Source organism: Kitasatospora sp. NPDC029367 (assembly GCF_055569135.1).
The window spans coordinates 41,742-53,749 of sequence record NZ_JBVHYH010000065.1 but is presented as its reverse complement, the minus strand read 5'-3'; the positions used below and the strand labels follow the sequence as shown (position 1 = coordinate 53,749).

Genomic DNA, 12,008 nt, shown 5'->3' with positions numbered 1-12,008 from the left:
CCCCTCCCTGTTCTTCCTCCGTTCCCACCCCACCCCGCCCCCCGCTGCGTTCCCCCCCCCCCCCCCCCCCCCCCCCCCCCCCCCCCCCCCCCCCCCCCCCCCCCCCCCCCCCCCCCCCCCCCGCCGCCATTAACGTCGGCCGGTTCCGAAAGGCGAGTGCGGGCCCTTCGCGTGCTGACGTATCATCCGGCGACCTGTTGAGCAGTTGATACAAGTGGGATGACATGGCGGACACGGCGGACACGGAGCACGAAGAACCGACCGGGAGGCCCACCGGTCTCCAGGCGATCTGGGCCAACACCCTGGAGCCGGTGGCCCCGCTGCCCTGGTACCGCAGGACGTCCCGCGCCGTCTGGATCGGCGGCGCGGTAGTCGTCGCCCTGTTCGCCGGGCTCACCGTGGCCGCCGTCACCGGTGCGGGGGCCCCGCCCGCGCACCGGATCGTGCTGGCGGACCGGATCGGTGACCACGAGCGGATGCCGGACACCACCGAGGTCACGGCGGAGCGCAACCGCCTGCATCGGAACCTGACCGCGCTGAGCCGCTACCGGGACGTGTCGGTGGCGGGCTACGGCCCCGCGGGCTCGGGCCGCACCACCCTGCTGGTCGCCGCGATGACGGGGGGATTCCCGGACGCCCGGGGGGAGTTGGACGCACAGTTCGGAGCGGTCTGGGGCGCTGATTCGACCAGTGACACCCAGGAGCCGGTGCGCAGCCGCCGGGACTACCCGGCCGGGCCGCTCGGCGGAGCGATGGACTGCGCGGTCCTGGGCGATTCCACCGACGCCCGGACCCTCTGCATCTGGGCGGACGGAACGACGGTCGGCGCCGTGATCGACACGACGGGTACGGCCCGGCCGGACGACCTGGCGAAGCGGGCCCTGGAGATCCGGACCGCCGTCGAGGTCGAGGACTGAGCGGATCCGCGCCGCTCAGGCGATCCGGGTCGGGGTGTCCTCGACGGTGTGGCCGGTGGTGGTGAGCAGGGCGGTGAGGGCCGCCGGGTCCAGGGAGTGGGGGGTCTGGAGGAAGAGCTCGTCCGCCGTGGGGTGGCGGTGGAGCGAGAGCAGGGTGATCCGGTGGTCGGCGAGCGTGCTGTGGGTGTGGGCGAGGGTGGTGGTGCGGACCCGCCAGACCGTCGTCGGGGGCGGGGCGTGCGGGGACCACCAGGCGTGCAGCAGGGTGACGGCGAGCAGTGCGAGGGCCGAGGTGGCGAGGACGAGCGCGCCGTCGGAGCCGTGCAGGACGACCTTCGCGATCAGGTCGGCCGCGGTGACGGAGAGGAAGGCGGCGGCCAGCTCGACGGTGTCGCGGCGCCAGCGGCGGGCACGGTGGGCGGAAGGCTGCGAGTTCTCCATGGCCTCCACCGTGCCCGACCGGTGTTTCCTGATCGCGACCCGTCCGTGACTCGGTGGTTAAGGTCGGCGCCGGTGTGTTACGACAACAGCGTGCGGGCGGCGGCCCGGACCTCGTCGACCAGCAGGCGCAGGTCCTCCTCGGTGGTCGCGGCGTTGAGCAGGCAGGCCCGGAGCACCTCGTGCCCGCCGAGCCGGGCGCCGGTGACGAAGACCCGGCCGCGCCGCTGGACGGCGGCCGGCAGCTCGCGGTTGAGGGCGTCGCGGGCCGCCGCGTCCAGCCCGGGTGCCCGGTGGCGGAACGCCACGATGGACGTCTGCACCTCCGCGAGCAGCTCCAACTCCCCGTCGGCCGCGACGAGTTCACCGAGCCGGCGGGCGAGTGCGGTGCACCGGGCGATGTCCTGGGCGAGGCCGGTGCGGCCGCGGTGGGCGATGGTGGCCCAGACCTTGAGGGCGCGGAACGGGCGGGTCTGCTCGGTGCCGTACTCGGAGAACCAGCCGAGCTCCCCGGCCGTCTCGTCGCGCAGGTAGGACGGGACGAGGCTGAACGTGCCGCGCAGTTCGCCGGTGTCCCGGACCAGGGCGCAGCCGCAGTCCACCGGGACGCCGAGCCACTTGTGCGGGTCGAGGGCGAGCGAGTCGGCGCGCTCCAGGCCCGCGTAGCGGTGGGCGATGGCGGGGTCGAGCCGGCCGAAGGCGCCGTACGCACCGTCGACGTGCAGCCACAGGCCCTGCTCCTGGCAGAGGTCGGCGATCGGCTCGAAGGCGTCCACCGCGCCGGTGCCGACGGTGCCGGCCGAGGCGACCACCAGGAAGGGGAGCAGTCCGGCGGCGCGGTCGCGTTCGACGGCGGCTCGCAGTCCGGCGGGGTCGAGCAGCCCGTCGGGGCCGGTGGCGACGGTGCGCAGGTGGCGGCTGCCGAGGCCGAGGAGCTCGGCGGCCTTGCGGACGCAGGAGTGGGTCTCGCCGGTGACGTAGCCGACCAGCGGCGGCAGCCCGGCCAGGCCCTCCTCGCGGAGGTCGTGGCCGGCCCGGCGGGCGGCCCGGTTGCGGGCGGCGGCCAGGCAGACGATGGTCGCCATCGAGGTGCCGGAGGTGAGCAGTCCGCCGCCGGCCGGGTGCGGGAAGCCGACCAGTTCGGCGATCCAGCGGACCACGGCGCGCTCCAGGTGGACGTCGGCGTGGTCGCCGCCGGCCGAGCTGGGGTTCATCGCGGCGGCGGCGAGGGTGGCGAGCACCCCGGCGGGCGCGGGCGCGGAGTTGACCCAGCCGAAGAAGCGCGGGTTGCCGTTGCCCATGGGGTGGGGCAGGACGTCCCGGCCGATGGCCTCGACGAGTTCGGCGAGCGGGCGGCCCTCGGCGGGCAGCGGGGCGTCGAGCAGGGCGCCGCGTGCCGCGTCGTCCATGGGCTGCCAGACGGGACGGCCGGGGAGTTCGGCGAGGTAGTCGGAGACGAGGTCGGCGGTGGCGTGGGCGGCGGCGCGGAAGTCGGTCCTGCGGGTGTCCATCGGGCGTGCTCCGGCGGTGTGGGGGAGGCGCGGCGTCCTCGGCGCACCGGGTGGTCAGCCGATGGTACGGAACGGGCCCGCGCCGTGCGGCGCGGGCCCGGGGAGCGGGACGGGGCGGGAGCGGGACCGGTCGGTCGAGGTCAGTCGAGGGAGGAGGAGAGTCCGCCCGCGGAGCGGCAGTAGCCCTGCATCTCCTTGTTGGTGATCTTCGCGCAGAGCCGCCCGGCCGCGCCGCCGTCCGTGTAGTTGACCGTGTAGTAGCTGACCAGCCCCTCCGCGCAGGCCTTGCGCTGCCAGCCGTCGGCGGCGGTGGCGCACTGCTGGGCGGCCCAGTCCTCGCGGTCCAGGTTGTACTTCATGGTCCGGGAGCCGACCCCGCGGCTGCAGTCCACCGCCCCGCCGCTGGCCTTGCCGTTGAGGCACCACTTGAGGGCGTCGGCGTAGACCTCGGGGTGGTTCGGGTAGTCGTGCGAGGACAGGTAGAAGGTCGGGGCGTAGAAGTAGCAGGCGGACTGGAACAGCGAGGGCTGGTCCTTGCACGGGTACAGCGGGTCCTGGGCGAGCTTGTCGGCGGGCAGGTTGGCCTTGGCCTGCTCGTCCTCCTCGTCCGGGCCGAAGAGCTGCATGAAGAGGCCCTCGGAGCAGCGGATCCGGTTCTGGTCGGAGGTGAACTTGTTGCACAGGTCGCGCGCCTTGGCGACGTCCTGCTTGGCGACGAACATGGTGCCGTGGCCGACGCCGTGGATGCAGGGGCCGCTGTTCTTGGGGGCGCACAGCTTGAGCAGGTCCACCTCGGGCTGGGTGGAGGCGTTGAGCATCTCCTCGACCGCGCCGTGCAGGTAGCCGGCCGCGCAGGTCTCGTGCGGGAAGGAGATGACCTTCTGGAAGTCGGCGTTGAAGCGCTTGACCGCCGCGTGGCCGAGCTCGTGCGCGATCGGGTGGCAGAAGCGCACGGTGTACGGCTTCTCCTTGGTGATCCGGTCGAGGTCGGCGAGGGCGACACCGGGGTCGGTGGCGTCCATCTCGGCCATCATCTTGTTGCGCAGCGTCGAGCGGGTCCACACCGCCGGGTCGCCGGTGGGGGTGGCGCTCGCGGCGCCGGCCGTGACCGGCTGGGCACCGGCACCGGCACCAGCGCCCGCGCCCGCGCCAGGACCGGCGACGGCCGGAGCGGCGGAGGCCGTGGCGGGCTTCCAGTCGGTGACGGCCACCGAGCCCAGGCCCAGGACGCCCAGGAGCGCGGCGGTGAGAATCGCGAAGACTCGCGGCTGCATGACGGGATCCCCCGGCGGATCGAGGTGAACGGTTCGCTCCCATCCTGACGGCACCGGGAGCGCGATCCCGCGTTTTCGCCCGCCATTCGGGAGGTGTCGGCGACGCTACCGCATGGCCGGGAGGCCCCGGCGGGCCGGGACGGCTCCCGGCGGGCGGGGCTCCCGGCGGACCACCCGTTCGGGGTGGTGCGCCGTGGGCCGGGTGCGCCTCGCGCCCTCCGTGCGGGGGGACGGTGCGTCAGAGCTCCAGCGTCACCCGGTACTCCGTCAGCCAGACGTCGAGGTCCAGCGCCAGGTCGACGCCCAGCCGCACCGACCCGGGGTCGGTGTCGGGGGCGAGCGCGTCGGCCAGCCGCCGGCGGTCCAGCAGCTCCAGCGCCGGGGAGGTCCGTTCGGCGGCGAGCCGGGCGAGGTCGGCGCGCAGCAGCTGCGGGTAGCGCGGGTCGGCGGTGATCGGGTACGGGCTCTTCACCCGGTCGGCGACCTCGGGCGGCAGCAGGTCCCGGACGGCGGCGCGCAGCAGGCTCTTCTGCTGCCCGTCGAAGGTCTTCATCGCCCACGGCGTGTTGAAGACGTACTGCACCAGCCGGTGGTCGCAGAACGGCACCCGCACCTCCAGGCCGTTGGCCCGGCTCATCCGCTCGTTGCGGTCGAGCAGCACGCCGGAGAAGCGGGTGAGGTTGAGGTACGACACCTCGCGCATCCGCCGTTCCACCGGGTCGGCGGCGGGCAGGTGCGGGACTTCGGCGAGCGCCGCCCGGTACTGGGCCCGGCGGTGGCCGGCCAGGTCGAGCTTGCGCAGCAGGTCGGCGTCGAGCAGCTGCTCGCGCGGGGCGGAGCCAGGTCCGGCCAGGCCGCCGTCGAGCCGGGCGGCCCAGGGGAAGTCGTCGGCGGCGATCGCGGCCGGGTCGTGGAACCAGGGGTAGCCGCCGAACAGCTCGTCCGCGGCCTCGCCGGACAGGGCGACGGCGGCCCGCTCCCGGACGCGGCGGAAGAGCAGCAGCAGGGCGGCGTCCAGGTCGGCGAGCCCGCCCGGGAGGTCCCGGGCGCGCAGCACGGCGTGGCCGCGGCGCAGTTCGGTGAGCTCGGCGGCGTCCAGCGTGATCACGTCGTGCTCGGCGCCGACGTGCCGGGCGAGCATCCGGGCGTACGGGCCGTCCGGCGTCGAGCGGGCCGGGTCGGGGTGGAGGTCCTCGTCCCGGCCGGTGAAGTCCACCGCGAGGGTGCGCAGCGGGCCGGCCCCCGACCGGTGCAGCGCCGCCGCGGCGAGGGCGGTGAGGGCGCTGGAGTCCAGGCCGCCGGAGAGCAGCGAGCAGAGCGGCAGGTCCGAATCGAGCTGGCGGTGGACGATGTCCTCCAGCAGGGCCCGGACGGTGGCGATCGTGGACTCCAGGGAGTCGAGGTGCTCGCGCGCCTCCAGCCCCCAGTAGCGGCGCTCCGTGACGCCGCCGCGGCGCACCCGGACCAGGTGCCCGGGACGGACCTCGTGGACGCCCCGGTACGGGGTGGCGCCCGGCGTGCGGGTGAGCGAGAGCAGTTCGCGCAGCCCGTCCAGGTCGACCACCGCGCGGACCGCGGGGTGGGCCAGCACCGCCCCGGCGCCGGAGCCGAACACCACGCCGTCCGGGGTGGGGTGGTAGTGCAGCGGTTTGACGCCCAGCCGGTCGCGGACCAGCAGCAGCTCCTCGTGCCGGGAGTCCCAGATCGCGAAGGCGTAGGCGCCGTTGAGCCGCTCGGCCAGGCCCTCGCCCCACTCCAGGTAGCCGAGCAGTACGACCTCGGCGGCGTCCCGGGTGCGGAAGCGGTGACCGGCCGCCTCCAGTTCCGCGCGCAGTTCGCGGTGGTTGTGGACCTCGCCGCCGAAGGCGAGCACGGCCAGTGGGCGGCCGTCGTGCTCGACGGACAGCGGCCGCGCCCCGCCGTCGGCGGCTCCGGCCGCTCCGGGGCGGCGGTGGCCGAGCGCGGCGTGCGGCTCCAGGTGGACGCCGCCGGCCTCCGGGCCGCGGCAGACCTGGGTGGCCGTCATGGCTTCGAGGACGTCGCGCTCGGCGGTGAGGTCGCGGTCGAAGGCGACCCATCCGGTGATCCCGCACATCAGCAAGCCCTCCGGTCTTCGGGTTGGTGTGCTTCGGGTTCGTGTGCTTGGGGTTCGTGTGCTTCGGGCACGTGTGGCGGGGGTCACGGTACGGGCGCCCTCGGCGCGGCATCAAGAGCCTGTCCGGAAGGTGACGGCAGGGGGTCCGCGCGGTTACCCGGGCCGAAAGCCGCGAAGCCTGCCCGAATTCGGGCAAGATCTTTGGCTTCGGCGAGCCGGTCCACCTAGAGTTCTCATTCGTGCCGAGCTCACCCCACCCTCACGAAGACCTCCTCGCCCACCTCTCCCGGACCAGCCCGCTCGGGCCCCGGGAAGCGGCGCGGGTCGTGGCGGAGGTGCTGGCGTACTTCTCCGAGACCACCGAGGAGTACGTCCGTCGCCGCCACGGCGAGCTGCAGGCACGCGGCCTCACCAACGAACGGATCTTCGCCCGGCTCGCCGAGGAGCTGCCCGCCCGCCGCGTCGCGGCGCCGGAGCTCTCGGCCCGTCAGCTGCGCCGGATCGTCTACGGCTGAGCCCCGGGTTCATTCGCTATTTCTGGAGGAGTCCACGCATGTGCGGAATCGTGGCCTACATCGGCCCCAAGGACGCGACCCCCTTCCTGCTGGAAGGACTGGCCCGGCTGGAGTACCGCGGCTACGACTCGGCCGGCGTCGCCGTCGCCGGGCGCACCGGCGGCATCAAGCTCCGCAAGGTGAAGGGCCGGGTCGCCGACCTCGCCGCCGCCGTGCCGGCCCGCTTCAAGGGCGGCACCGGCATCGGCCACACCCGCTGGGCCACCCACGGCGTGCCCAGCGACGCCAACGCGCACCCGCACCTGGACAACGCCGAGCGGATCGCCGTCGTGCACAACGGCATCATCGAGAACGCCGACGAACTGCGTGCCAAGCTCACCGCCGACGGCGCGGTCTTCCGCTCCGAGACCGACACCGAGGTGCTCTCCCACCTGATCGCCGCGCACACCGCCGAGGGCGTCGAGCTGGAGGACGCCGTCCGCGCCGCGCTCGGCCGGGTCGTCGGCACCTACGGCATCGCGGTGCTCGACGCCGAGCAGCCCGACCGCATCGTGGTCGCCCGCAACGGCAGCCCGATCGTGCTCGGCATCGGCGAGAAGGAGATGTTCGCCGCCTCCGACGTCTCCGCCCTGGTCCGCTACACCCGCCAGGTGGTGCACCTGGAGGACGGCGAGCTCGCCACCGTCCGCGCCGACGGCTTCCGCACCTTCACCGCGGACGCCCGCACCACCCACCGCCAGCCGTCCACCGTCGACTGGGAGATCGACTCCTTCGACACCGGCGGCTACGACCACTACCTGCTCAAGGAGATCCACGAGCAGCCCACCTCCGTCGAGCGCACCCTCAGCGGCCGGCTCGACGAGCGGTTCAGCACCGCCCACCTCGGCGGCCTCAACCTGGACGCCCGGGAGCTGCGCGAGATCCGCCGGGTGAAGATCCTCGGCTGCGGATCCGCCTACTACGCGGGCGAGATGGGTGCCCAGCTGATCGAGGAGCTGGCCCGCATCCCCGCCCACAGCGAGCCCGCCTCGGAGTTCCGCTACCGCAACCCGGTGATCGAGGCCGACACCCTGTACGTCGCGGTCAGCCAGTCCGGCGAGACCTACGACACCCTCGCCGCCGTCCAGGAGATCAAGCGCAAGGGCGGCCGGGTCCTCGGCGTCGTGAACACCGTGGGCAGTGCGATCGCCCGGGAGTGCGACGGCGGCATCTACCTGCACGCCGGGCCCGAGGTCTCCGTGGCCTCCACCAAGGCGTTCACCTCCACCGTGGTCGCCTTCGCCCTGCTCGCCCTGCACTTCGGCCGGATCCACGACCTCTCGCCGGCCGACGGCCGTCGGATCGTCTCCGCCCTCCAGGCGCTGCCCGACCAGATCCGCGAGGTGCTCGACCAGTCCGACGCGATCGCGAAGCTGGCGGCCGAGTACGCCGACTCCGTCGGCATGATGTTCATCGGCCGGGTCCGCGGCTACCCGGTGGCCCGGGAGGGCGCGCAGAAGCTCAAGGAGATCTCCTACGTCCACGCCGAGGCCTACCCGGCGAGCGAGCTCAAGCACGGGCCGCTGGCCCTGATCAGCCCCGAGCTGCCGACCGTGGCCCTCGTCCCGGACGACGAGCTGCTGGACAAGAACCTCACCACCCTCGGCGAGATCAAGGCCCGCTCCGGCCGGGTCATCGCGGTCGCCCACCGCCGGCCCGAGGACAAGCTGGCCGACCACTGCATCCTGGTCCCCAAGAGCGAGCCCGAGCTGGACCCGCTGCTCCTCAACATCCCGCTCCAGCTGCTCGCCTACCACGCGGCGGTCGCCCTCGGCCGGGACGTGGACAAGCCGCGCAACCTGGCGAAGAGCGTGACGGTGGAGTAGCCGTCAGCTGTCGGATCCCCGGGCCCCGGTCGCTGTGCGGACGACCGGGGCCCGGTCCGCGCGCGCCGTCCTGACGTGCTGCCAGATCAGGGCGGCCAGGGTCAGCACGGCGGCGGCGTGCAGCAGCCACCAGCCGGCCCCGAAGGTCAGCGTGAGGTTTGCCTGCAGCGTGGGCGGCAGCCGGCGGGCGAGGTCGTCGGGGCCCACGGTGAAGTCCACGCCGATGAGAGCGCAGGGCAGCGGCAGGGCGCAGACGTACCCGAGGCGCCGGAGGGCCGGGTACGGGCGGTGCGGCAGGGCGGCCGCGCAGACCAGGGCGAGCAGGGCGGGCACCAGCCACACCCAGGACAGGAAGCCGATGGCCCGCTCCGTGTCGGCGATCCCGAGCGCGGAGTACAGCGGGAAGCCCGGTCCGGACGCGTGATTGATGGCGGCGACCGTCTGCGGGGTCACGTTCCCACCGGCCTCGAGGCTGACGGTGCCGCCGGTCAGCAGTAGCGAGACGCCGTACCCGGCGATCAGCCCGGCCGGTACCAGGACGGACGCGAGCAGGCGCCCCCGGTGGCCGGTCGGTGCGGGCAGGCCCGGTTCTCCCGGCCGGCCCGGGAGGGTCGGCGGGGCGACCGGTGGTGCGACCGGCTGGGTGACCGCTTGGGAGACCGCTTGGGTGGCGAGCGCGGTCGGCGGGTGTGCGGGCCGGGCCGGCGGCAGCGGCTGGTGCGGTAGTGGTGGCCGGTGCTCGGCGAGCAGGGCGGCCGCCTGCGCGCCGCTGAGGCGGGCGTTCGGGTCCTTCGCCAGCAGGCCGTCGATCAGCGGGGCCAGCGGGCCGGCCAGGGCCATCGGCGGCGGCTGTTCGAACAGCACGGCGGTGAGCGTCGCCACCGGGGTGTCCCGGCGGAACGGCGGCCGGCCCTCGACGGCCTGGTAGAGCGTGGCACCGAGCGAGAACAGGTCGCCCGCCGGGGCCGCGGGGCTGCCGTGGGCGCGCTCGGGGGCGAGGTAGTCGACCGAGCCGATGAAGGCGCCCGAGGCGGTGAGGGCGGTCTGGTCCTGCTGCACGGCGATCCCGAAGTCGGCGAGCAGCACGCCGCCGTCGTCGGCCAGCATGATGTTCGCCGGCTTCACGTCGCGGTGCACGATCCCCGCCTGGTGCGCGGCGCCGAGCGCGGCGAGCACGGCCTCGGCGACCGTCACCGCTTCGGCGGTCGGGAGCGGGCCCTCCCGGGCGATCCGCTCCTCCAGGGACCGGCCGACGACCAGTTGCATCACCGTCCACGGCACGCCGCCGTCGATCACCACGTCGTGGACGCCGACGACGTTCGGGTGGTCGCGCAGCCGGGCCGCGTGCCGGGCCTCCCGCTGGGCGCGCAGCAGCCGCTCGGAGTGCTCCTCGGGCGAGGCGGCGGGCGGCAGTTGGACCTCCTTGACGGCCACGTCCACGCCGAGCACCTCGTCGTGGGCCTGCCAGACGCTGCCGAAACCGCCCGCCCCGAGCCGCCGCGCCAGCCGGTACCGGCCGCCGACCAGCCGCCCCGCCGAGGTCACGGCCGCAACGCCGTCCCCGCTGTCCGCCACCGTCGGTTCCCCCGTCCCTCGGCCTGTACGTCCGCCACAGTCTGGCAGAGCCGGTACGGCCGACGGCGGGGGAGGGCGGGGGAGGGCGGGCGAGGGTGGCGCGGAGGCGATGCGGTGGCGGTGCGGTTTCGAGATGCCGACGGGTTGTCATGACTGAAACACCGTCAGGCTGGGCATAACGACGTGGACCCACCGAAGGGCCCGGCTGACGCTCCCCCACGAGCGCAACCGGGCCCCGGGCCGGCGATCGGGCCTGGGCGTGACTCCCCCCACGGAGTGGCGACCAGGCCCGCAGCGTGTTCAACCAGCGATACGCAGAGTACATGTCATATCCACGTAGCGCTACCGAGTTCCGTGCTTCCGTTCCGGGCCCCCGGGCGGCCCCTGTCCCGGGCCTCGGGCAGGGCCCAGGGGCAGGGGTCAGCCCGACCGGCCGGCCCGGGCGTAGGCGGCCAGGACCGAGAGGTAGCGCCGTCGGACGTCGTCGCGGTCGGCGGCCTCCGGGACGGACTCCAGGTTCAGGCGTTCGATCATCTCCGCCTGTTCGAGCAGGACCCGGCGCTGCTGCTCGGTCCGGGTCTCCGCCATGATCTCGGCCAGCGCGTCCAGCTGGCGGATCAGCACGGCGGGCATGCCGTGGGCGGCCTGGCGGATCTTCTCGAACGACCGCTGGACCAGCCGCTCGTAGCTCACCGGGACGGTCATCACCCGGATGTACCCGGCCTCGTCGCGGTGGACGGGATTCGGGTCCCAGCGGGCGGCGATCCGGCACAGGCCCTCGCCCAGCCAGTCGATGCAGGTCAGGGCGGTGAAGGTGTCGTTGACCGCGGTGGACAGGGCCCGGATGGCGATCTCCACCAACTGGTCGACGGCGAAGGCGATGTCCTGGGCGAGGGTGCGGGTCGAACCGACGACATGGGCGCGGGCGAAGCTGCGGGCCACCTCGGGCGCGGCCGCGGGCGGCCAGACGGTGGCCAGCTGGTGGCCCTGGACGAGGAAGTGCCCCGGCCGGTGGTCCAGCCGGATGACGGCGTCGAGCTCCGTGGCCATCCGGACGAGGGTGCGGTGCCGGACGAACTGGAGGTAGCCGCTGGCGGGGGCCGGGACCGTCGCCCCCGAGGTGTCCAGCCGGACGTTCAGCTCCGCGGCCGTCGGTCCCGCGCCGCCCCCGGTCGGCCGGTCCGACCTGCCCGCGCCCGCTTCGATCGCCTCCGACAGCTCCGCCGCGATGCTCGCGATCACCCGGGGCAGCTGGATGGAGGTGGCGATGTGGTGGATGAAGTAGATCAGTACGGCGAGGTCGAGCATGACCAGGACCATGCACGCGGTGATCGACAGGTGGGGGACGAAGTCACCCCTCGGGCCCGGTCCGATGACGACCAGCGAGAGGATCGCGAAGACGAACGTGCCGACGAAGGTGCCCAGGGTCATCTGGGTGGTCCGGTCCCGGATGAAGGTGCGCAGCATCCGCGGCCCGAACTGGGTGGAGGCCAGGGTGAGCGTCACGATCATGATCGAGAACACCACGCCGACCACGGTGATCAGCGCCGCCGCGATCGCCGCCAGGATCTGCCGCGCCGAGTCCGCCGTCCCGCTGATCACCCAGGAGGGCAGGCCCAGCGTCCCGTCGTAGGCCCCCCGGTCCAGCGCGACCGTGACCGCGAACAGGGCCGCGGCGAACCCGACCTCCAGCACCGGGACGACCCACAGGTTGGTCCGCAGCGCCTCGCGCCGCCACTGTGCCTCCAGGTGGACACCGCGGATCACCTCGCCCACCTCCGTACGCCCGGCCCGTCGGCACACCCCCCTCGGTCACTC

At 74.1% G+C, this 12,008-nt stretch carries 9 protein-coding genes; 3 read left to right on the top strand and 6 right to left on the bottom strand.

The window, feature by feature from the left end:
• Positions 1-224: 224 nt before the first annotated feature.
• Positions 225-917: a hypothetical protein gene (locus ACZ4W5_RS28765; protein ID WP_465657802.1), complete on the top strand. Its 693-nt coding sequence runs from the start codon at positions 225-227 to the stop codon at positions 915-917.
• Between the two features lie 15 nt (positions 918-932).
• Here ACZ4W5_RS28765 and ACZ4W5_RS28760 read toward each other — a convergent pair whose 3' ends face one another.
• The 4 genes from ACZ4W5_RS28760 to asnB form a co-directional block, all read right to left on the bottom strand.
• Positions 933-1,358: a hypothetical protein gene (locus ACZ4W5_RS28760; RefSeq protein WP_360237028.1), complete on the bottom strand. Its 426-nt coding sequence runs from the start codon at positions 1,356-1,358 to the stop codon at positions 933-935.
• Between the two features lie 77 nt (positions 1,359-1,435).
• A complete protein-coding gene (locus ACZ4W5_RS28755; protein ID WP_465657800.1) occupies positions 1,436-2,866 on the bottom strand; it encodes a pyridoxal phosphate-dependent decarboxylase family protein in 1,431 nt (476 codons plus the stop codon).
• A 140-nt stretch (positions 2,867-3,006) separates the two neighbouring features.
• Positions 3,007-4,140, bottom strand: coding sequence for a hypothetical protein (locus ACZ4W5_RS28750; RefSeq protein ID WP_465657798.1), 1,134 nt, complete (start codon positions 4,138-4,140; stop codon positions 3,007-3,009).
• A gap of 238 nt (positions 4,141-4,378) precedes the next feature.
• Positions 4,379-6,235, bottom strand: coding sequence for an asparagine synthase (glutamine-hydrolyzing) (gene asnB, locus ACZ4W5_RS28745; RefSeq protein WP_465657796.1), 1,857 nt, complete (start codon positions 6,233-6,235; stop codon positions 4,379-4,381).
• Between the two features lie 239 nt (positions 6,236-6,474).
• Here asnB and ACZ4W5_RS28740 point away from each other — a divergent pair, with 239 nt between their 5' ends.
• Together ACZ4W5_RS28740 and glmS are read left to right on the top strand one after the other, a co-directional pair.
• Positions 6,475-6,750 carry a hypothetical protein gene (locus ACZ4W5_RS28740; protein ID WP_360237016.1) on the top strand — a complete coding sequence of 92 codons (276 nt, stop codon included), beginning with the start codon at positions 6,475-6,477 and terminating at the stop codon, positions 6,748-6,750.
• Between the two features lie 38 nt (positions 6,751-6,788).
• Positions 6,789-8,615 carry a glutamine--fructose-6-phosphate transaminase (isomerizing) gene (gene glmS / locus ACZ4W5_RS28735; RefSeq protein WP_360237013.1) on the top strand — a complete coding sequence of 609 codons (1,827 nt, stop codon included), beginning with the start codon at positions 6,789-6,791 and terminating at the stop codon, positions 8,613-8,615.
• Positions 8,616-8,618: 3 nt separating this feature from the next.
• Here the strand turns inward: glmS and ACZ4W5_RS28730 are convergent, their stop codons facing one another.
• On the bottom strand, positions 8,619-10,190 hold the full coding sequence (locus ACZ4W5_RS28730; protein ID WP_465657794.1) for a serine/threonine-protein kinase: 1,572 nt from the start codon (positions 10,188-10,190) through the stop codon (positions 8,619-8,621).
• A gap of 420 nt (positions 10,191-10,610) precedes the next feature.
• Positions 10,611-11,957: a DUF2254 domain-containing protein gene (locus tag ACZ4W5_RS28725; protein ID WP_360237007.1), complete on the bottom strand. Its 1,347-nt coding sequence runs from the start codon at positions 11,955-11,957 to the stop codon at positions 10,611-10,613.
• Positions 11,958-12,008: the final 51 nt, after the last annotated feature.